The organism is Dermabacter hominis NBRC 106157 (genome assembly GCF_001570785.1).
In the GTDB taxonomy this organism is placed as follows: Bacteria; Actinomycetota; Actinomycetes; order Actinomycetales; family Dermabacteraceae; genus Dermabacter; species Dermabacter hominis.
In genome coordinates, this window is record NZ_BCSI01000001.1 from 136,970 (window position 1) to 161,198 (window position 24,229).

Below are 24,229 nucleotides of genomic sequence, written 5' to 3' on the forward strand. Positions count from 1 at the left end.
GAGCGTGGTGCGGGGCGATTTCTTTATTCGCACCTTCTTTATTCGCACCGGGAGGTGTGACCTGTCATACCTATATGGCCGGCCGGCGTCTATGATGGCCGCATGAGCGCACCGTTCCTCGGTCCCGGAATGAACCAGCCGCAACCCACGCCCGCACCTCTTCAGACCGGAACGCCCGGCACTCCCGTCGATGCGGGCCAGGTTCAGGCCACCGCGAAGAGCAACGGGAGCGATACGAACGCGAGGCAATTTTGGCTCACGAGCAGCGCACAGCAGGGGGCACGGGCCCACGAGGTGATCGTGAAAGGTCAGCTCGCAGCCGCAGTCTTGAAGCAGGGAGAGACAGCATCGGGTCTCGTGTGCTTCCCCGATGAACTCACGGGGGACGGCGAAAAGATACTCACCTTTACCGACGAGGATGACGATGGCGTGGAGCATAACGTGCAGTGGCGTATGCAGTGAATGGCACAGCGGACGAATCCCATTGAAACTTGAGACCAGGTGATGTCGTGACCATGCACGCTCCCGCCCCTTCGCGCTCCACGGTCCTTTCGCCCGCTCTTGCCGTTGGCGCTCTATTCCTCGCGAGTGTGGGCGGCGCACTCGGGCTCCTCAAGGGGGCGATTGTCATAGGCATCGGCATCGGTCTCGCAGTGGCGGGGCTCGCCCTAGCCGCGTGGGTTCTCGCGCGCGCAGTCCGGGACGGGGATACCGCCGGCATGTTCGTCGGTTCCGTTGCGGCGATTGCGGCGTTTTTTGCCTCGACGGCAGGAGTGCTCACGCTACTCGCGAGGATCGTGGCACACGACGTGTAGTGCGAGGCGCTTTGTGCGTCTCGGTCGAGGCGGGGGAGCGCAAGCAATGTGGGGTCCGACGCTTGCCGGGCTGCCGTCGGAACCTCACTTATAGAATCGAGCAGCGCCCCCATATTTAGCGCCCCATATTTTCTGCGCCCCGTGCGCCCCACTCGAAGGAGCATCGTGACTGACCTGATCGATACGACAGAGATGTACTTGAAAACGGTGTTCGAGCTGCTCGAACTCGGGATTACGCCGATGCGGGCGCGGATCGCGGAGCGACTGCATCAGTCTGGACCCACCGTTTCGCAGACGGTTGCGCGCATGGAGCGCGATGGCTTGCTCTTCCTTGACGATGAGCGCGTCATTCACTTGAGTATCGAGGGAGAGCGGATTGCCACGGGCGTGATGCGCAAGCATCGCCTCGCCGAGCGCCACCTCATCGACGTCATCGGCCTCGAGTACTCGAAAGTGCACGAAGAGGCGTGCCGCTGGGAGCACGTGATGAGCCTCGACGTTGAGCGTAAGATCGCGTCGCTCCTCACCCCTCCGTATCGCGATCCCTACGGAAATCCGATCCCGGGCCTCGCCGAACTCGAGTGCGGCCTTGAAGATATCCACCCCGGTGTAGCCGAGGGGGTCAACGGCTCGGGAGTTCGGCAAAGTGCGGGTCAAAGACTCGTGGATTGTGACCTGAGCGCAGGGCCGTGCACTGTGCGGGTTGCGTCGATTGGGGAGGTCATTCAGTCGGACGTGTCATTCCTGGCGGATCTCGAGGCCCACGGGGTCGTTCCCGGTGCTGACGTGCGCGTTTATGCCGACGCGGATGCGATCGTTCTCGAGACCGAGGGCGGCGAACCGATCTCGCTTACTCCTTCCGATGCGGGCCACATCGGGGTCGATCCAGTGTGACCTGATTCCGTCTAGGTAAAGGACTGTCAAAGACTTGGAACAGCCTCCGTCAGATCCCACTGACGGAGGCGTTTTGTTTCGTAGAGTCGTACTCGGTTGTGGAAGAGCCGCGCCCTAGCTCCTGGATTTTCATACCTGCTCCGGGAAGCTCGAACTCTTAGGCAGGAGCCGCAAGGTCGAGAACATGGAAGGTCCCCACGTGTCGAATCGTTTCGCGAACACCCATCGCCGCCAGATGCGCCCCGTTACCCCCGTGGCGCGCGCTACCCGTGGCACCGCTGGCGTTGCTTTCGCTGCGACCTTCGTGCTCACCGGCTCCACCGGCGCACTCGCTGATGGCACGACTCAGGCCGATGCCGCTGCCGAGTCGACGAATGTCATCGCCCCCGTCACCGCCCCGGCCGTGGCCATCCCCGTCGCTCAGAAGCACGACGACTCAGCTTTCGGTGTGTTCGCCGCTTCGGCCGCGACCCTCAAGCCCAAGGCTCCCGTGGTTGAGGTTGAAGAGCCCGAGGCTCTTAATGACCGCGACGAAGACGAATCCGACAACCGCGAAGAGGATTCGCGCGAGACCGAAGAGAATTCGCGCGAGACCAGCGAGACCGAAGAGCATAGCTCGGACCGCCGCGAAGAGCGCGCAAACGACGAGTCGGAGGACACCGACAACTCCGAGGACACCTCCGATCGCAAGAAGCGCGAAAAGAAGAGCGAGGAGCGCGACAACGAGACCGAAGAAGCCCCGAGCTCGTCGGCTGCTACTGGTTCGATCTTCTCGACTGCTAAGCGAGGCATCGGCGTTCGCTACGTGTTCGGTGGCAGCTCGCCCTCGGGCTGGGATTGCTCCGGCTTCACGTCGTGGGTGTACCGCCAGCACGGTATCCACCTCCCGCACAGCGCGGGCGCCCAGGCACGTATGGGCAAGCGCATCTCCCGCTCTGAGGCTCGCCCCGGCGATCTCGCCTACTACCCCGGCCACGTCGGCATCTACGCCGGCAACGGCATGATCCTCGACGCGGGCAACAGCGCAAAGAACACGAGCATCCGCAAGCTCTGGAACGCGAACTGGTCCTTCTACCGCATCGCTGACTGATCACGACTTTGAGAACGCCACCCCGGATCGTGCCGGGGTGGCGTTTCCTTTTAAGAGGTATGGCCGGTTCGGTAAGGTGAGCCTATGACTATCGTGCGTGAAATCGGGGCCGTGCTCCTGGTGCTTGTCTCGTTCGTGGCAACAACCGTGAGCGTGCCCGCCGCGTGGGTGCGCGACCGCATCGTGAACCGCGAGGGCTTCTTGACGCTCACGAGCCCCCTCGCGCGCGACCTCGACCTGCAAAAGACTCTCGCGAATGAGGCGATGAACCAGGTCGGTGCGGGGCTCCCCATCCCCGAGAGCCTACGGGCAGGGGTGCAGGACATGCTCTTGTCCCAAGTCGGTGCGGTCACAGGCACCGAGGCCTACGGGACGATGTGGTCGGGAACGATGGGGGACATCCACGACCAGCTCACGAGCGGCGCCACGACCGTGACGGTGCACGCCGATCTCACGCCAATCTGGGATGCGCTCCTCGCGCCCGTGAAATCAATTCTCCCGTTCGACATCCCCGATGTCGGACCGACCGTCGTCAACCTCGGTACGTTCGATGCCGGCTGGTTTGAGATTCTTGAGGCCATCGCCGTAAACGCAACCCTCCTTACCGTCGTCGGTATTGCTGCGGGCATCGGCGCGCTTCTCGTGTCGAGCGTTCGGCTGCGCACGCTCATGCTCCTGGGCGTCGCCGTACTGGTGACGGCCCTGACTTGGATCGGCGTGCTCTACGGCCACGCGCTGTGGGTGCCCGAGACTCTGACCGATTCGACCGTTGCCGGGCCGGTGGTCCAGCGCGTTCTCGACGTTGCTGCCCACGACGTTTTCGTTCCGGCGGTCCTGTGCGCTCTCGCGGGTCTCGGCCTCATCATCGCTGCCGTCACAGGCATGTCGATCGTTGCGGCGCGACGGTCGGCCGCGCAGCGCCAGGCGATTCCCGCGACACAGGGCGGATATCCCGAGCGCTGGTAGCCTCGCCCGCATTCGGGGCTTCTTGCTGCCACGAGCGGTTGATAGTGCGCTGACCTACTGGAAACGGCGTGAGGTCGGCGCGAATCTTAATTGTCGATGAACAGGTTCCGACATTTCGATGCTTGTCTTGCCGAAAACTCCCGGCATTGATTTATTTAAAGCGGCTTTAAAAACTACTGGCCCGAACGCGGCAGTCGCTGAGGTGGGGAGGTTCGCACATGGCGCGCACGCGAAATGTGAGTGCAGCATCGCGCTCGGTTCAACCCGAACTGCGCGCAACCGGTCTTCACGTTTCCCCCGAAGAACAGTGCCTCCTCCTGCTGCGCGACCACCGCTCGCTCACGGCAAGCGCTATCGCGAGCCGCACCGATCTTTCGCGGCCCACGATTGACGCTGCTCTGCGTTCTCTTGAGACGGCAAAAATCGTAACCTCGGATCTACGTCCCACAGGAAAAGCCGGTCGACCAGGGCGAACATACACCTTCGTTCCTAGCGACAGGATGGTGGGCGTCGATATTGGTGAGCACGCGATCAGGGCGATCGCCACCGATCGCGCGGGCCGCATTCTTGCGCGCTACGAGGCGGATCGCGTGCGCGAACCCTCGCGCGACACGTTCCTGCGAGACCTCGACGACGTGGTTCGGATCGTGGGCGAAGGCGCCTCGATCGCGGGGGTTGGCCTCGCAGTTCCGGGTATCGTCAAAGCGCAGAAGGTCAAGCTTTCGCGTGTTCTGCCGTACCTTAATGATTGGGATTTTCATCGCGAAATTGAATCCCTCATAAACGTGCCGCTTTTTGTGAGTAACGACGTCAAGGCTGCAGCGCTCGGCGAGGCCCGCCTCGGGGCCGGCACGGTCGACTCATCCCAGGTGACGGTGTGGCTCGGGCGCCGCGTCTCGAGCGCGGTCACCTTCAATGGCGAGCTCTTCGAAGGCGCCAACGGCGTCGCCGGCGAAATGACGACAGCCGTCGGAACTCAATGGACCCCCGGATCGGTATGCGGTGACTGGCAGTGGCCATCTGGCAGAAGCCCCCTCCAGACCGCCGAGCGGGCCCACGCGGGGGATGCCGAATGCCTCGCGAGCCTGCACGACTATCTCAAAGCACTCGCCGACCCCCTTTCGCGCCTCGTCGCGATCCTCGACCCGGAGGTTCTCGTTCTCGCGGGCGCGCTGAGCGAGACATCCGCACCGCTCGCGGATTTCCTCGCCCCCTACCTGAAGGAACGCCTCACCGTCCCCTTCCTGCCGCGGATCAGGCGCTCGGCACACGGGCGCTATTCGACAGCCGTCGGAGCCCTCTACACCGCGTTCACGAACCCGAGCGCACCCGCGCTCGCACACTGGCAACTGCCCGCCCCCACGACCCTGACCGAAAACGACCCCGCAACCGAGCGGGCTGACCACCCGAGCCACGCGCTCGCCAGCTGACCCCTACCCCTATACCCGCTATCCAAGGAGCACACCATGTCTAAATCCACCATCGCCCGCCGTTCCCTCCTCGCCGCGGGTGGCGCTGCGTTCGCAGCCGCCGCCGCTGGCTGTGGCGGTTCCGGCACCGGAGGCACTTCGAGTAAGGGCACGAAGAACGAAATCGGCGACGACCCCGCAAAGATCGAGGGCAGCATTTCCTACGCCTTTTGGGACGTTAACCAGCAGGAAATGCTGGAGGAAATGATCAAGGCGTTCAACGAGAAGTACCCGAACGTGAAGGTTAGCCTCCAGATGACCCCGTGGAAGGAATACTTCGGGAAGCTGCGCACTCAGGTGTCCTCGAAAGCTCTTCCCGACGTGTTCTGGATGACGGGCCCGCACTTCCGCTCCTACGCCGAGAACGGCCAGCTCGCCTCGCTCAAGGGGCTCCAGGATGCGGGTCTGTTCGATCCGAAGAACTACCCGGAAGCGCTCGCCAACATGTACAGCGTCGACGGTGAGCCTTTCGCCGCGCCGAAAGACTTCGACACCGTCGCCATCTGGTACAACAAGAAGCTCTTTGATCAGGCCGGCGTCGCCTACCCCGACGAGACCTGGACGCTCGACACCTACAAGGAGAAGGCCGTCGAACTCGGCGAGAAGCTGCCCGACGGTGTGTGGGGGTGCGCGGAGGTGTTCTCGCGCACCGCGTCTTACTACCACTCGATCGCCATTACGGGCGGCTATGTGATCTCCGACGACAAGAAGAAGTCGGGGTACGACGATCCCAAGACCATTGAAGGCGTGAAGTTCTGGCGCGATCTCATCGAGATCGGCGCATCCCCCGACCTTGACTACCTAGCCGAGAACTCCGCCTACGCCATGTTCGAGAGCGGTAAATGCGCGATGCAGTGGTCGGGCAACTGGCGCGTGCCGGCCATGCTCAAGGCCTCGACCAAGGACGACGTGACCGTCGCGACGCTGCCCGGTGGCGATATCCCGAAGACCGTCGTGCACGGCATCGGCAACTGCATCTCCGCATTCACCAAGAACATGCCGGCGGCTCAGGCTCTCGTTGCCTTCCTCGCCGGTGAAGAGGCCGCAAAGATCAGCGCCGAATCCGGCGCGGCGAACCCCGCCCTCAACGGCACTCAGGATGGCTACGTCGACGCTCACCCGGAGCTCAACCTCCAGGTGTTTATCGACCAGGCCGAGAAGAACGGCGTGGCGTTCCCCATTTCAAAGAGCTGCCCGGACTGGCAGGAGCTCGAAGGGGAGTACCTCACGAAGGTCTTCACCGGTGAACTCACTGCCGAGGAAGGCTGCACCGAGCTCGCGAAGGCCATGAACGAGGTGCTCGCGAAGGAGAAGGGCGAGTGAGCTCGCTCGACGTTTCGAACGCTGCCGCTGGCGCCGCCTCTGAAGAGATTCATGAGGCGGGCCAGCAGGCCCCGCGGAAGAAGAAACGCCGCGGAAGCATGAGCGACGGCATCTGGCCGTGGCTCTTCATCGCCCCGACCGTGATCGGCATTGGCCTCATGTATTTCGTGCCGATGATCATGAGCTTCGGCATGTCGCTCACGTCGTGGTCAACCTTCGAGCCCGCCCACTTCGTGGGGCTCGACAACTTCAAACGCCTCGCCGAGGATCCGCAACTACCGCGTGCGTTCCTCAACACGGTGATCTACACGGTCATCATTCTGCTCGCGATTCCGATCTCCGTTCTTTTCGCGGCGCTGCTCGAGCGCCCGGGCCTCAAGGGTGCCGGGATCTACCGAGCCCTGTTCTTCCTGCCGTACATCGCGATGCCCACAGCGATCTCGATGGTGTGGCGCATGATTTTCCACAGCGAAGCCGGCATCGTGAACGTCATCTTGCGCTTCTTCGGTATCGAAGGCCCTCGGTGGATCACAACCGAATGGGTCGCCCTCATCGTCGTCGCGATTGTGGGGCTCTGGATGAGCATCGGTTTCAAGATCATCGTGCTCGGTGCGGGTCTGAAAACGATTCCGCCCGAAGTGTACGAGGCGGCGCAGCTCGATGGCGCGGGAACGTGGCGTCAGTTCTTCTCGATCACGATTCCACTGCTGACTCCGAGCATCTTCTTCCTCACGGTCACGAGCATCATCGGCGGCTTCCAGCTCTTCGACCTCATCTTCGCGGTTCTTGGCGACGCCAACCCCGTCACGAAGAAGACGCTCTCGCTCGTGTACCTGTTCTACCGCGCGGCGTTCCCGGGCGACGATAAGGGCTACGCCTCCGCGATCGCCCTGCTCATCCTCGTGATCGTCGGCATTCTCACGATCGTCCAGTTCCGGGTCCAGAAGAAGTGGGTGAACTATGACTGATTCCCTCGCTCCCGATCTTCCCTTCGACGACACCAAGGCGAAGAAAAAGAAGAAGCAAAAGCGCAGCAAAGGCCTGCACGGGCACACGTGGGACGCGCACCTGATCCTCGCGATCGGCGCCCTCACGATGCTGTTCCCGTTCCTGTGGCAGATCAAGCTCGCGCTCAGCACCCGCGCCGAAGTCGTCGAAATCCCGATGAACCTCTGGCCCGAGAAACTCCGGTGGGAGAACTTCGCGCGTGTCTTCGAGTTCGTGCCGTTCACCGAGCAGATGACCGTCACCGTCAGTTACGCGATCTTGAGGGTCCTTGCGGAACTCGTGACGTGTTCACTCGCCGGATACGCGTTCGCGCGGATGCGCTTTCGTGGCCGCAAGGTCATCTTCTTCCTTCTGCTCACGGTGCTCATGGTTCCCGGGCAAATCTTCCTCATCCCGCAGTACCAAATGGTCGACGCGGCAGGGCTTCTCGATAACTTCTTCGCGATCCTTGCCCCGGGCCTCGTGAGTGCATTCGGCGTGTTCTTCATGATGCAGTACTTCCGTCGCATCCCCGAGGAACTCGTCGACGCCGCGAAGCTCGATGGCTGCAACCCGTGGCAAATGTTCTGGAAGATCATGCTTCCGCTCGCGCGACCGGCGCTGTTCTCCTTCGGCGTGATCACGCTCCTGTCGGCCTGGAACAGCCTCCTGTGGCCGCTCGTCGTTATCAACTCGACCGAGAAATACCCGGTGGCAGTAGGCCTCGCGATGCTCCAGGGCGACCACCTGGTGGGGCCCGACTACCCGATGATTATGGCGGCGAGCCTCATGGCCATGGCCCCGGTGTTCCTCGCATTCGCCATCATGCAAAAGAAGGTCATTGAAGGCTTTGCCCTCTCGAGCTTCCGCTAAAACCTTCGGTTCAGTGTCACCTGAAAGAATGAACGAATGATCCTCCAATCTGAGCCGCGCCCGCGCGTGGGCATCGTGGGCACGGGCGGCATTTCCCGTTCCCACGCCCGCGGCTGGCGGGCCCTCGACGCAGACATCCACGTGTTCAGCAACCAGGGAGCGGAAGACTTCGCCGCCCAGTTTGCGCCCGTCACGATCCACGACTCGTTCGAGAGTCTCCTCGGGGCGGTCGACGTCATTGACGTGTGTACCCCGACCCCTTCGCATCCCGAGTACGTGCACGCCGCGCTCGATCACGGCACGCACGTGCTGTGCGAGAAGCCGCTCGCCCTCTCATCGGGTGAGGCTGCGCGCATGGCGGAGCACGCTCGCGAGGCAGGCCTGCTTCTTTTCCCCGCACACGTCGTGCGGTTCTTCCCCCAATACGAGGCGCTTCGCCGTGCTGTTGATGCTGGCCGCCTCGGTGAACTCGCCGTGCTTCGCTTCGAGCGCTCCGGTTCGATGCCCGTGCAGCCCTGGTTCGCCGACGAATCCGTCAGCGGCGGCATCATCATGGACCAGATGATCCACGACATCGACCAGGCGCTGTGGCTCGCGGGCGAAGTGACGAGCGTCTTCGCCACGCAGAACATCTCGAGCGGTGATCAGAGCGTGCGCGCCGCTCACGTGATCCTCACCCACGCAAACGGCGCACTCACGTTCTGCCGCGGCCTGTGGGGTGCGAAAGGCACCGTCTTCCACTACTCCTTCGACGTCGCGGGAAGCAGCGGCAAACTCACGTACGACTCCGCAAAAAACACCGGGATCGAATTCGACGCGGTCGCCTCGTCGAGCGAAAGCAAGAGCTACCTGCCGAGCGTCGCCGGGATGCGCGATCCCTACGGGGCCGAGATCGAGGATTTCTGGAACTGCGTGAAGCAGGCGAGCGTCGGAAACCCCGGGCCCACCCCGCGCGTGAACGGTTCCGACGCCACCCGCGCCATCGCCGTAGCCGAGGCCGCCCGCGAATCCATCCGTACCGGCGAAAGGATCGTGCTGTGAACGCGACCGACCCCACCCTTGCGGGCCGCGCCCTCCGCGTGGCCGTGCTGAGCGCCGCCCACGTCCACGCTGCCTCCTACGTGCGCTTGCTGGAAAGCCGCGCCGATACCGAGGTGGTCCTCGCGGATCCGGACGGCTTCGGCGATGTTTCCGCCGAGCGCACCGTCGCGACGATCGACGAGGCATGGACGGCGTTCGACGGCGAGGCTCCCGACGCCGTCGTCGTCTGCAGCGACAATGCCGGCCACAAAGCTCTCGTGCTCGAGGCCGCGCGTCGTGGCATCCACGTTTTGTGCGAGAAGCCGCTTGCGACAACCGTTGAGGACGCCGAGGCGATGGTGTCGGCGTGCACGGAAGCCGGCGTTGTGCTCATGACCGCTTTCCCCGTGCATTTTTCGCCCCAGGTTGCCGCGCTGCGCCAGGCCGTCAAAAACGGCAGCCTCGGCGAGATCATCGCGCTCGCGGGCGCCAACAACGGCAAGCTTCCCGCAGGCCGCGATTGGTTCACCGACCCGGAAGCTGCCGGTGGCGGGGCCCTCGTCGACCACGTGGTTCACCTCGCCGAAATTCTCGATTCGCTCTTCGGTGAACCCGAGACGGTCCACGCGGTTGTGAATGGCGTGCTGTACGGCCACACGAACGACGGCGATGCCGAGACCGGCGGTCTCGTGACGCTTCGCTACGCGAACGGGTTAACCGCGACGATCGACTGCTCGTGGTCGCAGCCCGCCGAGGCCCCTACGTGGGGTGGCCTCAAGCTCCATGTTGCCGGTACTGGTGGCCAGCTCGCGATTGACGCTTTCTCGCAGCGCGTCGAGGGCCCAGGCCAGTGGCACCCGTTTGGGCTCAACCTCGATGCGCTCCTTCTTGATGCCTTCCTTGAGGCCGTGCGCAGCGGCGAGGCACAAGAGCCGTCGGGCGCCGTTGGTGCGCGCACAGTGCGGGTCGTGAACGCTGCGCAGGAGTCGGTGCGCACGGGAAGGCCGGTGCCACTGCGCTGAACCGCAGTGAGGGAAAATTGAGGGCAGTAGCGCACCCGCCGCGTACCCCATAACCGAATACGACGAAGCCCAGGCCTTATGACCTGGGCTTTCGTTGTGCCCCCGAGACGATTCGAACGTCCGACACCCGCTTTAGGAGAGCGGTGCTCTATCCCCTGAGCTACGAGGGCAATCGAAAGTCGCATGCTGCGCGCTTTCGAGCCCTTCCACTCTAGCGGCGATCGCCGCAGCCTCAAAGTTCCAAGCGGTGCGCGGAAGCGGATGTCACGCGAAGCGGCGCGGGTGGGAGGATGGAGACATGGAAGCTTTCGAGGTGACAGGTGCGGCCATCGTGCTTGCCGGCGGCCGTGGTTCGCGCATGGGCGGCGTCGATAAACCCACTCTCGAGGTGGAGGAGCGTTCCATGCGCGCGAGCGCGCTGTTGGCGGCGCGTTCGGCGCTCGGCGAGGGTGCGCCTCTCGTCCTCGTGGGGGAGCGGGGAACGGACGTGCAGAGCATCGGTGCGGTGTGCGTGCGGGAGGACCCGCCCTTCTCCGGCCCTGTTGCGGGTCTCGCGCGTGGACTGGCTGAGCTGGAGCGGCTTGGGAGCACTGATGAGGTGGTGCTTGTGCTCGGCGGAGACATGCCATGGCTCGAGCCGCGCGTGCTCGGCGCTCTCGTATATGAGTGCGCGGAAGCACCCCGAAAGGTTGCGGGTGCCGTGGATGCGGGCGGGCGTCGGCAATTCCTGTGCGCCGCGTGGCCGCGCGCGGTGCTTGCGCGCGCTCTTTCGCACGTTGCGGGGGAGGGCGGCTCTCTCGTTGGGGCGAGCGCGAAATCCCTCTATCGCGCTCTCGGCGAGCTTACGCCCGAGCCCGTTCAGTCGGCGTGGCTTGACGTTGGTACGCTTGCAGGCGCGAGCGGAGTAGCGCCGGAGCTAGTGGCCCGCTCGTTGAGCGATATTGATTCACCCGAGCAGCTCGAGCAAGCCCGCTCGCGCCGCTGATTGCCGGTGTTTGCGAAAGGACTTTCATGCACGCGCTATCACGCCCTGCTTCCCGCTTTTTTACCCTCGTGTGTGCGGCCCTTGCCGCGATGATGATTCTCGCGGCGCCCGCACTCGCGCACGATCGACTCGTGGGTTCGACGCCGGCGGATGGCGCCGAGATCCTCCAGGGGGAGGTCCGCACCATTACGCTCGAGTTTTCCGCGGAGCCGCTTAAGCTTGGGAACGAGGTGCGCGCGAAGGATTCCGCCGGAACGGTTCTGTTTGAGGGAGAGCCCCAGGTCGATGGACACGAGGTCCGTGTCGAGCTCGACCAGCTCCCAGCTCCCGGCGACATGACCCTTGAATGGCGCGTCGTGAGTTCCGACGGCCACCCGATTTCGGGCACGCTCACCTACACCGTCAAGGAGGATCCGAGCAGGCCGTCCGAGGAGGCGGCAAGCTCCGCCACGGAAGAGAGCGCGGGCGAAGGGGCCGACGGTGGCTCGGCGTCCGGTGACTCCGGTAAGAGCGGCGATGCGGCCGGTAAGGGCGACAAGAACGACAAGGCGAGCGCGGAGGCCACTGCGACGTCGATCGAAACACCCGACAAGGTCGTCACCGATGAGAAGAAGTCGTTCAACTGGGCGCTGTGGCTCCCGGTGATCGTCGCGGCGGTGCTCGCGATCGGTGCGGCCTTCTGGCTCTTGAGCAAGAAGGACGACGAGGACTAACCCACTCACACCTGGATTGCATAGGGGTTGTGGGGGTAATGGCGCGGTAAATCCGCGGGGTTCCGCCGAAACCCCCATAACTGGCTCTTCGCGATTTGTGGTGAATGATCCTGCTGGGGCGGGTATTCACGCTACGGTTCTTGCGGCGCTGGTCAGCAGGATGCGCATCCGGTAGTTCTCTGGGTTGCGGAATCCGCGGCCGGTGCGTTTGATGTTCTTGGTGCCGGTGTTCGCGGCCTCGAACGCAGCGCTGCTCTAATACGACGAGTGCAAGTCCAATCCGAACGAGTTGTTAAGACGAGTTCAGAGGAACTCGTTCGTGGAAAATCATGGGCTTGAACCTCACGAATCAGTGAGCGAGTTCTGTTGCGAATTAATGCCCTGTGAGGAAGGTTTTGCGAATGATGAGGCTTCAACTTCCTAACGGGCTTCGGGCTCGGACCCCCTCGGTAAGTGGAGTCAGCCGTGATAGCTTAGTCGAGGGCCGTTCGGACATTGCCCGGAGGCGCCGGGTGTAGCTTTAGCTGGGGGATCGGTAGTCGTGTCGGTCACCGAAGTTTATGGCAAGTTCGCGCCTGGAGGCTATGACTCCTGAAGCTTGGTCCGGTATGTCTTTTAAGAGCGGGACAGGCACGAACGTTGACATAGATCAATGTTCATTCGAAGTGGCGGAGGTTGAGGAGTTGCCCGACGAGCAGAAGCAACCCCTGTTGCTTAGCCCTGAGTTGGTTGTTCCTGCATTGGGCCTAGAGGCTGCTGGGCCGTCACGTTTGACAGTTGAGGATTACCGACACACCGATCCCTCACGGGATCGCTCGAGATGTCAATCAATGGTCAGGAATGGTGCTTGGACACGAGATCGTGGCGCAGGCTATCTGGGAAGTCTCTGACGAATTTATATTGACTGGATCTGAACCACTATTGTGACTATCTGAGGAGTTTCTCATGAATCACCCTGCAAAAGTACTCATTTCAGGGGGAGCTGGCTACATCGGAAGCACGGTTGCTTCTAGGCTACGGGACGAAGGTTTCGAGGTAGTAGTTCTGGACAACCTCATCACCGGTCGACGTGAGTTCGTTGAAGGCCTGACGTTCTATGAGGGGGATATCGCCGATCGTGCCCTACTAGACCGGATCTATGAGGAGCATCCTGACATCGCAGTCGTGCTTCATTTTGCAGCACTGATAGTGGTTCCCGATTCGGTTGCGGACCCGCTGGGTTACTACGAAGCGAACATCAGCAAGTCCCTGGCGTTCGTGCGCGGATTGATTGCGAACGGCTGTTCGCAGCTTGTGTTCAGTAGTTCGGCGTCAATCTACGCTGTGAGCGAGGACTTTTCGGTAGACGAGAGCTCAGAACTGGCCCCTACGAGCCCATACGCTAGAAGCAAGGCGATGTTTGAGGTAATGCTTCAAGACATCGCTGCGGCGAGCGACCTCAACGTGCTGTCGTTGCGTTACTTCAATCCCATTGGCTCTGACCCTAAGTTTAGAACCGGGCTTCAAATAGCTTCACCCTCGCACGCCCTCGGCAAGTTGATTGAAGCACACCGAGGCGATACTGAATTCCAAATCACGGGCACTGATTATCCCACTCGTGACGGTTCGGGAATTAGGGATTATGTCAATGTTTGGGATCTCGCAGAAGCGCATGTTGCTGCAGTCAGGGAGGGTGCAAAAATCGCAGCCGACTCCGCCTATCAAGTTATCAACTTGGGCACAGGTGAAGGAACTACCGTTCGTGAGCTAGTCGCCGCGTTCGAGAGTGTGGTCGGGAAGAGTGTGCGTGCCGTTGAAGCTCCGCGCCGTCCTGGCGACAGCGCTGGGGCGTTTACTCGTTCCAGGAAGGCAGCGGAGCTCTTGAACTGGACCGCATCGACATCTCTTGAGGACGGTATTGCGAGTACCCTGGAGTGGTTCGAGCGCCGGAAGCTCATACTCCCCGATTTGGCAGACTGAGTAGCTCATTCTGACGTGAAGCCTAAGCGAGGGCACGAGAGATCAGAGTGGAGAGAGCTCGCAGCTAATGGTTCGTTCCAGAGGTATTGGTTCGGCGCGACGATGGGGGCGCTCGGATTCGCGATGCTCGGGCTACCTCTGGAATTGTATGCCTTAGATTCTACGGGTAGCGCGCAGAGCGCGGCGGCTATTGTCTCATGCATCGCGGTTTCACAGCTTGTCTGTGCTCCTCTAGCCGGGTGGCTTGCGGATCTATTTCCGCGCAAGCAAGTCTTACTTGCTAGTGAGATTGGCAGGGCATGCGTTTGTTTTGTGGTTGTCGTTATTGTTGCAGCTTCTGGTCCGCTGTGGTCACTCTATTTGTGCTGCGTTGTATTTGGCATTGTGCAATCTGCCGGGGCCCCGGCAAGAGCCGTAATGCTTCGCGACCTTGTAAGCGAGCGGACTCTTTTTAACGCGCTGCGCCAGGACGAGATCCGCTTGAACATCGCCAGGATTGGCGCCCCGCCGCTCGGTGGCGCGCTTTACGCTCTCGGTGAGGGTTGGGTGTTTGTAGCTTGCCTGGTCGGCTTCATAACGTCTGCTTTGGCAATTTCGTCGATTCGTGTCGCCGAGCCTAGGCGCCTGCCTGGGTGTGAAGCAGCAGGGGATAGCGAGTCAATTTGGGGTATGGTGCGGAACGCTTCCGGTGTTCTGTTAGGGGTTACCTGCATTGCGGCATCGTCCGCTTCTGCTGGGACACTGGTTGTGGTGACGCTTAGAGCGGCCGGCGGAGGTAGCGCTCAAGTTGGTTCTGTGTTGGCATGTGAGGCGGTGGGTGGGATTGTGGGGGCACTGGTTCTCCGAAAAGCTATCGTTTCTCGGCTTAGTGTGTGCGTTGGTGTGTCACTGGCTGCGGTGCTCGTTTGTTGTGTGCTGTTCGGTGTTGTGCAGAGCTGGTGGGCGGCGGCCCTCCTTCTCATAGTGTCGGGGCTTGCAAGCGCAATCACTGGTATAGCGCTCGATTCCGCTTTGTTCAGTAAGGTTGGGGGTGCCGTCCGTGGCCGGGCGATTTCTTCGACGTTTGTGCTTATCGGATTAGGCGGTGTGTCCGGCAGGCTGGCAATGGGCACGAGTCTAGATCATTTTGCGACGCCAGTCGCTGTCGCTCTAGTCGCTGGCGGGATCGGGACTATTGGTGTGTTGTCGCTGCTTCTGGGTGTGTTGGTCCGTTCTGAAGTGGCATGATTGTCTATTCACGAGGTTTGAGGGCTGTTTAAGACGAGGGGATCGAGTGAGCGCAACCTGGACCGGACGTGAGATGACCATTGATCCGGCTTTTCGCGGTTTGTGGTGAATGATCCTGCTGGGGCGGGTATTCACGCTACGGTTCTTGCGGCGCTGGTCAGCAGGATACGCATCCGGTAGTTCTCTGGGGTGAGGGACCTGCACGGTGGCCTCGGCGAACGTGCGCCTGCCGCAGGCCGACTCCAAGCAAAACCAACGCTGCCTGGCTCACACCACCTCCACCGCCCCGGCCACGGGCACGTCCCGGATCCTCTGCATCCGGCGGGAGTGGGCCTCCGTCGCCAGCACCCCGCTGACCGGACAGCCCGGCGGGACGCTCGAGGTGCCCACCACCCGGCGGCCTCCGTCAGGCAGATCGATGGCGTCGATGACGCGGTAGTTGGGCAGATTGAAGATCGTGCTCGCAGCATCGCGCTGCGAACCTTTATTCTTGTGCACGGGCTCGTGGTCCTCCGGGATGTGGATGTCTTGACAACACCCATCACAGCAGGGCAACGAGCCGTTCTACGTCAGCGACGCGACGCTCCCCTTCACCACGAACCTTGAAAACCCCCACAACCTCTATGGAATTGAAGAAGGGGCGTTTCCCGGAATCGGGAAACGCCCCTTCAGTGCTAACGCCGTGGCGCTAGCGACGAGTCAATGGTGATCAGCCGTGGAACTTGTCGAAAGCGTCCTTGCCCTTGTCGGCACCGTCAGCAATCTTGTCGCCGAGCTGGTCGGGAGCGATATCCTGAGCCTTCTCGCTCGCCTTGTCAATCGCGCCGTCAACCTGAGCGTCGTGCTCCTTGGCGAAATCCTTGACCTTGTCTTCGTTCTGTTCGAACGCGCCCTTGGCCTTGTTCAGTGCGTCATCGAATCCCATGTCAAGTCCTTTCCTAGAGTCTCAACTGCGTGAGCCTCCCGTGTGGAAGCTACGACGAAAACGCTAGGGAACAAACCTGGAGGGTTCGTGAACGTCGTCAGAGAAGAGTGCGCGAGGGTAAAAATGCGGTAAGGAGCGGCGCGCCACATGCCCGCCTCAGCGGCTCAGGGGCTCGGCTCGGATACCGTGGGAAGGTGAGTTGGTTTGGACGTTCAAAACGCGCGAAATCTCAGGGCAGTAAGAAGGCCGAGGATGACGCGCTGACTTCACGCGCGCGCGAAAGTCACGCGTGGGTGGGGCGATCGGCGAGCGCCGAGGGCGCCCGGGATGCTAGCGAGACCGAAAACGCAAAAAATGACGGCGGCTCGCATGCGGCCGAGGAGCACACGCTCGAGATTCGTGACCCGCATGAGACGCGCGAAGAGATGCACGAGTACACCGAAAGCAGTGTCGAGGATACCGGCGCGCACGTGTTCACCCCCGCGGCGTTCGACGACGATGATGACGTCACCGACCTGCAGGGTGCCCTCTCGCGCGTGCTCGTGACGGAAGCCAGCCGCGAGGAGCGGATCGAGGAATCGCTCGCGACGTGGCGCACGGCTCTCGCGTCACTCGCCGGCGACCAAGACTTCCTCACGGACATGCGCTCGGGTGCGTTTCTCGACCTCACGAACTCGCATCCGCAGGGGCTCGCCCACCTATTCGCGAGCCGCGGCTCCACACGACTCTCCTCGCTCGTGCGCGAGGAAGCTTCCCTCGAGCGTGCGCGCGAAGCCGCGTTCCAGATCCGCGAGAGTGCCCTCGCCCACGCCGAAAACCGCGGTCTCACGACGTGCCATCTCGCGATCGGTGAGGCAACGTGGGTGGATCTTTCGGGCGAGCAGGTGCACGCGCCGCTCCTTTTGCGTCCGCTCAATTTGCACGTGCGTGGCGGCGCCCGCGAGGGCATCGACATTGACCTTGACGCCGCTGTCGACCTCAACCCCCTCGTGCTGAGGGCCCTTCGCGACGAAGGCGTCCTCATCGACGCCCGCGCGCTACTCGAACTTACCGACTCTCACCACGGTTTCGATCCGCAGCCGGTCCTCGACGCGTTCCGCTCACTCGGGGAACCGCTTCCCGGTTTCCGCATCTCTCACGCTCTTGTCGTTGGCAACCTCGTGGATACCTCGGGCCCCATGCTCGAAGACTTCGATGTTCCGGCCGAGGACCTCGCGGACCTGCCGATCATCGGCGCGCTCGCGGGTGACGAAGAATCGCGCGATGAACTCGCAGTTGAGCCTTCTTCAGAAGAGGAGGTGCCCGAGTCGGTCGCGAGCGCCGATGCCGATGCGCGCCTCATTGCCGAGAACCTCCAGGGGCGCCCCGCGCTCGTGGTTCACGGCGCGCCAGGTCGCCCTCTCGCGCCCACCGTCGTGGCGTTCGCGGCTGAACAGATCGCCGCCGGCAAACGCGTGCTTCTCGTGTCTCAAAGCTCGAGTCGACTCGCCGAGCTTCAGTCAGAGATCGAGGCCGCGGGCCTCGAGGACATCCTCCTCAGCCTCGTCCCCGACCCGCATCTTCAGCGCGAGGCGAGCCGCTCGATGCTGCTCTCGCTCGCGAAAGCAAGCTCGTTCGTGCCGCCCGTCAGTCTCGCTGAGCCCGAAGGGCTGGCAGAGGCGCGCGACGTGCTCACGGGGCACGTGGAGGCGATGCACCGCGTGCAGGAACCGTGGGGTGTGAGCGCCCACGAAGCGATCAATGAACTGGCCGATCTTGCACGCCGCCGCCCCGCGCCGCGCACGGGCGTGCGACTGACGTCGAACGTCGCCGTGGCGATCCTCAAGGATCGCGAACGGTACGAGCGGCTCATGCGCGAGGCAGTCGAATCGGGCGCGCTCGGCATGGTTCCCGAGGACACCCCGTGGTACGGGGCCTCGATCACGAGTGAGCACCAGGCCAAGCGTGCACTCGAACTCGTGACCGAGCTCGATGAGGCCTCACTTCCGCAGCTCATAGAGTACGCCGAGGCTCTCGGCGCGCCGTGCAACCTTGAAAAAGCCCGCAGCTTCGCGGAGCTTCGGCACACGGTGCGCGTTCTCGATGCCATGCGCTCCCTCTTCCGCCACGTGCGCCCGGAGCTTTTCAACGAGAAAATCGACATGCTTCTCGCAGCGGTTTCCGACAAAACCTACCGCGAGGAACACGGGGCGGTCATGGGCTTTGGCGAGCGTCGCCGCTGGAAGAAGCTCGCAAAATCGATGCTGCAACCGTCGGAAAACACGGAGAACTTGCGCGCGCACCTCCTGGCCGCTCAGGACATCCACCGCCAGTGGGAAGCGATCGCGACCGACGCGGGCCTCACCCCGGTTGTGCCGAAGACGCTCGGTGAAGTTGAGGCGCTCGTGGGTAGCACGCAAAAGAGCCTCGATGAACTGCAGGTTCTTCTCGCGGGCACCGAGCAGGGCACCGATTTCGACAACACCGAACTTGGCGCGCTTCACGAACGCATGAAAGAGCTCCACGCGCGAAGTGAGGTGCTCGATGTTCTCCCTCGCCGCACGAAGGTCATGCGTGAGCTTGAATTCGAGGGATTCGCGGCGCTCCTTCGCGATATTCGCGGCCCGGAAGTCACAAGTGACCTCGCCGTCGCCGAGCTCAACCTCGCGTGGTGGGTGAGCGTGCTCGAGTTCATCGCGCGGGCTGAACCGACCCTTTCGCAGTACGACGGCACGAAGCTTTCCCAGGTGGCCGAGCGCTATCGCCGCCTCGACGTGCACAATCTCAACGCCGGTCGCTTCCGGGTTCGCAAGCGCGTGGACGAGCTGCTCGTGGAAACCATGAAGCGTTTCCCGGAAACGTCGCGCAGCGCGATCATTGAGCTCAATACTCCGGGAACGATGAGCGTGCGCGACACCGCCGGGAAGTATCAGGACATCATGTTCCGTGCGCGGCCACTGTGGCTCGCTTCGCCGTTCATGGTGCCGCAAATGATTCCCGCCGGACGCCACTTCGATCTCGTCATTCTCGCCGATGCCGCGCGTCTTCCCACGGCCGCGGCGATCCCGGCACTGTCGCGAGCGCGCCAGGCTGTGATCGTCGGTGACCCGTTCGACTTCGTTGATGGCGACGATGTTCGCGCCCACCACTCGGGCATGGCCCGCCTCCTTGACGAAGCGAGTGAAGTCGCGCCGGTGCTGCGGCTCGTGCGCGACACGCATCCTGCGACCGGGGGCGTGCGACGCTTCGTCGAGAATCGCGCGAAGGCGCTCGATGCGGGATGGGGTGCGCTGCTCGCGCCGCCGAGCCCCGAGCACATCGACGAGGACACCTTCATCTACGTCCCGGATGGCAGGGGCCCCGTGCGCCAGGGCGCGGAATTTGTGGAGTCGACCGACGCCGAGCTTCGCCGCGTCACCGACCTCGTGATCTACCACGCGCGCCACAACCCCGAGCGCTCTCTCGCGGTCCTGACCCTCACACCCACGCATGCCAAGGCCGTCCAGGACTCGGTCATGCGGTCCGTGAGTCGCCTGCCCGATCTGCACGACTTCTTCAACCCCGAGCGCGAGGAATTCTTCACGGTCGTGCCCGCGCAGGCGGCAACAGCGATCGTGCGCGACGACGTCATCGTGTCACTCGGCTTCGGTCTCACCCCCCACGATCGCCTCTTGCATCGCTTCGGCCCGCTGTCGACGGACGCTGGCCGCAGGGCCCTCCTCACGGTTTTGACCCGTGCCCGCTTCCATACGAGCGTCGTAAGCGCCGTGCGCAGCAGCGATCTCGAGGTGGATAGGCTTCGCACGGAGGGTGCGCGTGACCTGCGGCTTTTGCTTGAATTCCTCGAGGCTGGATTCTCGCAAAGCGTGCTTGATCACGAGGATGCGGCGGAGCTCGAGGAGCCGTCGGAACCTGCCGAGCAGAACGAGAGTGCCGACGCTAACCCCGCCGAAACCGAACCCTCGGAACCGGTCGACGCCGGCGAGGACACCGAGGGCGACGAGCCTGATGCCGAAGGCGAACCCGGAACTGCGGTCGAGGGCGAGGCTACCGACGATAATGCTCCTGAGCATCCCGCCGAACCGGACATCCCCGATAGCTCCGAAGCACTCGTCGCTGACCTCGCCGATCGTCTGTGGCGCGCCGGTTACACGGTCGAACTTGATTACGGCCTGTCAAGCGAACGCGTCGAACTTGCGATCGCCCACCCTGAGCTTCCCGGGCGCTATCTCGTCGCCGTTGCGACAGACGGCCCGCGCTACCGCGAAATCACGGACCAGCGTGAACGCGACCGCTTGAGCGCAGAGCGTCTTGAAGCGGCGGGATGGACCGTTGAGCGCGTCTGGTCGTGGGCCCTGTTCATCGACCCCGAGGGTGAAGCAGAACGCGTGATCAAGAGCGTCGAGCGCGCCTACCACGACTACCTCGAGCAGCAGGACATCAAGATCGGGCGGGGCGCTGCCCGCCATCGCTTGCCGAAGCCGAAGATCCCGGCCGGTCACCCGTTGAGCTTCTACGGACCGGACGACTTCGATCAGGTCGTCGCCTACATCTGCTCGGACGGTCAGGCTCGATTCTCCGAGCAACTTGCCACGGAGGTGCGCGAGTTTCTGGCGTTTACCGAGCGCAGCGTCCTGCTCGACGTGTCAGTTTCAGCCGCGATCCGTCGCTACCTCGCGAAACAAAGCGAGGGAGAGGCTCGGTGAGCGAGAAAAAGGCTCGCAGCAGGCTCGTCGTTTCCTCCATCACGGGAAAGCCCATGGAGGTCGAGCCAGCGAAGGACCGCGTGATCCCGAAGCGGGCACCGGCCGATCGCGGCGACGACTCAAACGACGAGCGGCTCATGCGGGACGTGCCGCCGCATTGGGGCCGCACACGATAGCGAAGGATGCGTGCAATGGCGAACCTTACTGACCTCACCGTCACCGTGATCGGCGCCGGCAACATGGGCGGCGCGGTCGCGCGTGCCATCCGCAAGGCCGGCGTCGGCGCCGAGAAACTCGTTCTTCTCAACTCGAGTGCGACGTCCACGCAAGAGGCCGCGCAGGAGATCGGCGCCACGAGTGCGTTTGAGCGCTTCGGGTCCGACGACACGCTCGCCGCCGCCGTTGCCGAATCCGACGTGATCGTGCTCGGCTTTAAGCCGTACCACCTCGACGACATGGCCCCCGCGATTGCCCCGCACGTGCGGAAGGACGCGCTCATTGTGTCGCTGCTCGCCGGAGCGAGTCTCGCAACGCTCGGCGATGCTTTCGACGGGCACACGGCGCTTGTGCGAGCGATGCCGAACACGCCCATCGCGGTAGGTCGCGGCGTCGTGGGACTCATGCCGGGCGACCACGCGAGCGAGGCTGAGCGCGCGCTTGCGCACGCCCTCTTCGCGCAGTCCGCGACCGTCGTCGACATTCCCGAGCATCAGGTTCACGGCGTGATTGGCGCTGCCGGGAGCGCAAGCGCGTACTTCTTCCTCATCGTCGAGGCGATGATCGACGAAGCCGTCGCCCAAGGCTTCACGAGGGCCGTTGCCACGGACCTCGTTGTGGGCACCATGCTTGGAAGCGCAACCCTCCTGCACGAGACCGGTGAAACCCCCACGAGTGCGCGCTACGCCGTGACCTCGCCGGGCGGTGCGACCGCGCAGGCCATCGCCGCACTCGAAGAAGGCGGGATCCGTGCGCTCATGGCACGCGGCATGAGAGCGGCCGCACAGGCGTCGCGGAAAATGGAAGAGCGCTAGGGGCAAGGCAAGCGTCGGAACCCTTTACCCGGAAACCCGCGCTACGGGCGGTTAGAGAAACGCTCGATCAGCTCGGTGTGGCCGGAAACGATGAGCGTGTCGTGCGAGGAGACGACTGTTTCGGGCTCAGCGTAGGTGAAGTCGCGGCCCGGAGACTTCACGCCAACGACCGTGACACCGTACTTCGTGCGAATGTCTGATTCGCCAAGGGAAAACCCCTGGATTTCGCGCGGTGGATGCATCTTCACGATCGCCCACCCGTCGTCGAACTCGATGTAGTCGAGGAGGCGCCCGTTGACGAGGTGCGCGACCCGCTGGCCCGCGTCCTTCTCGGGGAACACGACGTGGTGCGCGCCGATGCGCTCGAGGATCTTGCCGTGGGCAACCGAGATGGCCTTCGCCCAGATGACGGGTCCCGCGAGGTCCACGAGATTCGCGGTGATGAGCACGCTCGCTTCAATCGACGTGCCGACGCCAACGACGGCGACGTCAAAGCTGGACGCGCCAACCTGGTTGAGCGCTTCAATATTGGTGGCATCTGCCTCGACCACGTGGGTCAGCTTGCCCGAGTAATCCTGGACGAGATCAGCGCGTTTATCGATCGCGAGCACGTTCGTGCCGAGCGATTCAAGGTTGAGGGCCATCGACGCCCCGAAACGACCGAGGCCGACGATCAGGACGCTGCGGCCGAAGGAGCGGGAGTTTGCCATGTGTTCCAGCCTACCGGACTCAGCCGACGACGGGCCGTTCTTCGGGCAGGTGAATGACTCTCCGGCGGCTGCGCAGAGCGAGCGCCGCACCAAGGGTCATCGGGCCGATACGCCCCACGTACATGCACACGATGATGACGTACTTCGCGGCAAGGCTGAGATCGCTCGTGATCCCCGTCGAGAGCCCAACCGTGCCGTACGCGCTCAGGACCTCGAACAGGACGCGATCGAGCGGGTAATCCGTCAGGCGCAGCAACGTCCACGTCGCGATCGCAACGAACAGCACGCTGATCACGAGAACGGCAATCGCCTGCCGAATCGTGTCGTACGGGATGCTGCGGCCGAAAATCTCAATGTCGCGGTCGCCCCGTGCTTCCGCGATGATCGAGAGCACGAGCAGGGCGAACGTCGTGACCTTGATGCCGCCACCCGTCGACCCTGAGCCGCCGCCGATGAACATGAGCAGATCCATGATGAGCCACGTGTCGGTGTTCATCGCGCCGATATCGAGAGTGGAGAAGCCGCCGGAGCGGGTCATGACGCTCGCGAATGTTGACGACAGCAGCTTCGTGTCGAAGCCGTGGCCGCCAAGGGTGGCGGGGTTGTCCCATTCGGAAAGCAGAACCCCGACGGTGCCCGCGACCAGCAGGATGCTCGAGGTCCAAATCGTCAGCTTCGCATGGAGACTCCAGTGCTCGGGCGTGCGCCAGTTTTGTACGAGCACGAGGATGACCGGGAAGCCGAGCGCGCCCACGAACACGGACGTGGCGATCGGGATCGAAAACCACGGATCCGCCATGTAGCGCGAAATGCCGCCAACTTCCGGGATGAACCCCGCGTTATTGAAAGCCGAGATCGCGTAGAAGATCGAATTGAAGAGGGCGTACTTGAGGCTTGTTTCGTGGCGCAAGAGGAAGGGGACGAGGGCGATAAACGTCGCGACTTCGAACCCCGTCGAGGTGATGACGATCGTGCGCAAAACCCCGCCGACCTCGCTGAGTTTGGCGGCCTTGGTTTCGCGGGCCGTCACGATTCGCTGAGCGAGACCCATGTGCCGCATCACGCTCAAGCCAAGGAGCGAAGCGAGAGTCAAAACACCGAGGCCGCCCACTTTGATCGCTGCCATGAGTACGACGAGCCCGAAGGTTGACCAGTGGGTTTGCGTGGGCACGGTGACGAGGCCGGTGACGCACATGGCGCTCACGGCGGTGAAGAGGGCGTCAGCAAAGCGCGTGCGCTGACCGGACACGCTCGAAATGGGCAGTTCCAGGATGATCGTGAACAGCAGGATCATCGCTGTGAACACGAAAAGTGCGAGGCGTGCGGGGGAGGTGCGGGCCGCTTCGCGCACGAGGCGAGAAATGAAAGAGGCGATCGCGTTGAGGCGGCGCCGTGGCTTTTGGCGGGGGATGGGGGGTGCTCCCACGGAGCCTCCTTTCGGCGCGAAAAGTGGGGCCGTGTTTACTCTATTCCCTTTCGAGGCGCGGGGCATGTTTGTGGGGGACCGGTGGGCCGCTCGGGTCCGACGGTTGTCG

22 protein-coding genes, 1 tRNA gene and 1 pseudogene are annotated in these 24,229 nt (G+C 63.0%); 18 read left to right on the plus strand and 6 right to left on the minus strand.

Features of this window, described 5'->3' with window-relative positions:
- Positions 1-102 precede the first annotated feature (102 nt).
- From DEHOM01_RS00570 to DEHOM01_RS00620, 11 genes are all read left to right on the plus strand, one after another.
- The gene (locus DEHOM01_RS00570; protein ID WP_061211046.1) at positions 103-462 is read left to right on the plus strand and encodes a hypothetical protein; all 360 of its coding nucleotides are present in this window, start codon (positions 103-105) and stop codon (positions 460-462) included.
- A gap of 47 nt (positions 463-509) precedes the next feature.
- Positions 510-815, plus strand: coding sequence for a hypothetical protein (locus DEHOM01_RS00575; protein WP_061211047.1), 306 nt, complete (start codon positions 510-512; stop codon positions 813-815).
- 165 nt (positions 816-980) lie between these two features.
- Positions 981-1,709 (plus strand): metal-dependent transcriptional regulator, encoded by a 729-nt coding sequence (locus tag DEHOM01_RS00580; RefSeq protein ID WP_061211048.1) that lies wholly within the window; start codon positions 981-983, stop codon positions 1,707-1,709.
- A gap of 184 nt (positions 1,710-1,893) precedes the next feature.
- Entirely contained in the window at positions 1,894-2,799 is a 906-nt protein-coding gene (locus tag DEHOM01_RS00585; RefSeq protein WP_061211049.1) for a C40 family peptidase, read from the plus strand.
- Between the two features lie 84 nt (positions 2,800-2,883).
- Positions 2,884-3,765: a hypothetical protein gene (locus DEHOM01_RS00590; protein WP_016663947.1), complete on the plus strand. Its 882-nt coding sequence runs from the start codon at positions 2,884-2,886 to the stop codon at positions 3,763-3,765.
- Positions 3,766-3,983: 218 nt separating this feature from the next.
- Positions 3,984-5,195, plus strand: a complete 1,212-nt coding sequence (locus DEHOM01_RS00595; RefSeq protein ID WP_016663948.1) for an ROK family transcriptional regulator — start codon at positions 3,984-3,986, stop codon at positions 5,193-5,195.
- 36 nt (positions 5,196-5,231) lie between these two features.
- Entirely contained in the window at positions 5,232-6,557 is a 1,326-nt protein-coding gene (locus DEHOM01_RS00600) for an ABC transporter substrate-binding protein (protein WP_016663949.1), read from the plus strand.
- A complete protein-coding gene (locus DEHOM01_RS00605) occupies positions 6,554-7,525 on the plus strand; it encodes a carbohydrate ABC transporter permease (protein ID WP_016663950.1) in 972 nt (323 codons plus the stop codon). The genes DEHOM01_RS00600 and DEHOM01_RS00605 overlap by 4 nt, the downstream gene beginning before the upstream one ends.
- On the plus strand, positions 7,518-8,417 hold the full coding sequence (locus DEHOM01_RS00610) for a carbohydrate ABC transporter permease (protein ID WP_061211050.1): 900 nt from the start codon (positions 7,518-7,520) through the stop codon (positions 8,415-8,417). The genes DEHOM01_RS00605 and DEHOM01_RS00610 overlap by 8 nt, the downstream gene beginning before the upstream one ends.
- A gap of 36 nt (positions 8,418-8,453) precedes the next feature.
- Complete coding sequence (locus DEHOM01_RS00615) at positions 8,454-9,458, plus strand: Gfo/Idh/MocA family protein (protein ID WP_061211051.1); 1,005 nt, start codon at positions 8,454-8,456, stop codon at positions 9,456-9,458.
- Entirely contained in the window at positions 9,455-10,459 is a 1,005-nt protein-coding gene (locus DEHOM01_RS00620; protein ID WP_061211052.1) for a Gfo/Idh/MocA family protein, read from the plus strand. The genes DEHOM01_RS00615 and DEHOM01_RS00620 overlap by 4 nt, the downstream gene beginning before the upstream one ends.
- Before the next feature lie 97 nt (positions 10,460-10,556).
- Here DEHOM01_RS00620 and DEHOM01_RS00625 read toward each other — a convergent pair.
- A tRNA-Arg gene (locus tag DEHOM01_RS00625) sits at positions 10,557-10,629 on the minus strand.
- Positions 10,630-10,757: 128 nt separating this feature from the next.
- On the opposite strand from DEHOM01_RS00625, the gene mobA reads away from it, so the two are divergent.
- Both mobA and DEHOM01_RS00635 read left to right on the plus strand, forming a co-directional pair.
- Positions 10,758-11,444 (plus strand): molybdenum cofactor guanylyltransferase, encoded by a 687-nt coding sequence (mobA, locus tag DEHOM01_RS00630; RefSeq protein WP_061211053.1) that lies wholly within the window; start codon positions 10,758-10,760, stop codon positions 11,442-11,444.
- Positions 11,445-11,470: 26 nt separating this feature from the next.
- Positions 11,471-12,157 (plus strand): copper resistance CopC family protein, encoded by a 687-nt coding sequence (locus DEHOM01_RS00635; RefSeq protein ID WP_061211054.1) that lies wholly within the window; start codon positions 11,471-11,473, stop codon positions 12,155-12,157.
- A 126-nt stretch (positions 12,158-12,283) separates the two neighbouring features.
- Here DEHOM01_RS00635 and DEHOM01_RS09895 read toward each other — a convergent pair.
- Positions 12,284-12,412: pseudogene (locus DEHOM01_RS09895) on the minus strand (transposase); the annotation flags it as partial.
- A gap of 690 nt (positions 12,413-13,102) precedes the next feature.
- On the opposite strand from DEHOM01_RS09895, the gene galE reads away from it, so the two are divergent.
- Complete coding sequence (gene galE, locus DEHOM01_RS00640) at positions 13,103-14,116, plus strand: UDP-glucose 4-epimerase GalE (RefSeq protein WP_061211055.1); 1,014 nt, start codon at positions 13,103-13,105, stop codon at positions 14,114-14,116.
- A 15-nt stretch (positions 14,117-14,131) separates the two neighbouring features.
- Positions 14,132-15,343, plus strand: coding sequence for an MFS transporter (locus DEHOM01_RS10325; RefSeq protein ID WP_082738614.1), 1,212 nt, complete (start codon positions 14,132-14,134; stop codon positions 15,341-15,343).
- Between the two features lie 267 nt (positions 15,344-15,610).
- Here DEHOM01_RS10325 and DEHOM01_RS00650 read toward each other — a convergent pair whose 3' ends face one another.
- Both DEHOM01_RS00650 and DEHOM01_RS00655 read right to left on the minus strand, forming a co-directional pair.
- Complete coding sequence (locus DEHOM01_RS00650; protein WP_061211057.1) at positions 15,611-15,841, minus strand: hypothetical protein; 231 nt, start codon at positions 15,839-15,841, stop codon at positions 15,611-15,613.
- A gap of 211 nt (positions 15,842-16,052) precedes the next feature.
- Positions 16,053-16,268, minus strand: a complete 216-nt coding sequence (locus tag DEHOM01_RS00655; RefSeq protein ID WP_061211058.1) for an antitoxin — start codon at positions 16,266-16,268, stop codon at positions 16,053-16,055.
- Positions 16,269-16,462: 194 nt separating this feature from the next.
- Between DEHOM01_RS00655 and DEHOM01_RS00660 the strand changes: the two genes are divergently transcribed.
- From DEHOM01_RS00660 to proC, 3 genes are read left to right on the plus strand one after another with little or no spacing between them, the layout of a single operon-like run.
- Positions 16,463-20,953 carry a PDDEXK-like endonuclease domain-containing protein gene (locus DEHOM01_RS00660; protein WP_061211059.1) on the plus strand — a complete coding sequence of 1,497 codons (4,491 nt, stop codon included), beginning with the start codon at positions 16,463-16,465 and terminating at the stop codon, positions 20,951-20,953.
- Positions 20,950-21,129 carry a hypothetical protein gene (locus tag DEHOM01_RS00665; protein ID WP_016663959.1) on the plus strand — a complete coding sequence of 60 codons (180 nt, stop codon included), beginning with the start codon at positions 20,950-20,952 and terminating at the stop codon, positions 21,127-21,129. The genes DEHOM01_RS00660 and DEHOM01_RS00665 overlap by 4 nt, the downstream gene beginning before the upstream one ends.
- A 15-nt stretch (positions 21,130-21,144) precedes the next feature.
- Positions 21,145-21,984 carry a pyrroline-5-carboxylate reductase gene (gene proC, locus DEHOM01_RS00670; RefSeq protein ID WP_061211060.1) on the plus strand — a complete coding sequence of 280 codons (840 nt, stop codon included), beginning with the start codon at positions 21,145-21,147 and terminating at the stop codon, positions 21,982-21,984.
- Between the two features lie 41 nt (positions 21,985-22,025).
- On the opposite strand, the gene DEHOM01_RS00675 is transcribed toward proC, so the two are convergent.
- A complete protein-coding gene (locus DEHOM01_RS00675; RefSeq protein WP_016663961.1) occupies positions 22,026-22,694 on the minus strand; it encodes a potassium channel family protein in 669 nt (222 codons plus the stop codon).
- A gap of 19 nt (positions 22,695-22,713) precedes the next feature.
- Positions 22,714-24,120: a TrkH family potassium uptake protein gene (locus tag DEHOM01_RS00680; RefSeq protein ID WP_174519422.1), complete on the minus strand. Its 1,407-nt coding sequence runs from the start codon at positions 24,118-24,120 to the stop codon at positions 22,714-22,716.
- Between the last annotated feature and the right edge of the window lie 109 nt (positions 24,121-24,229).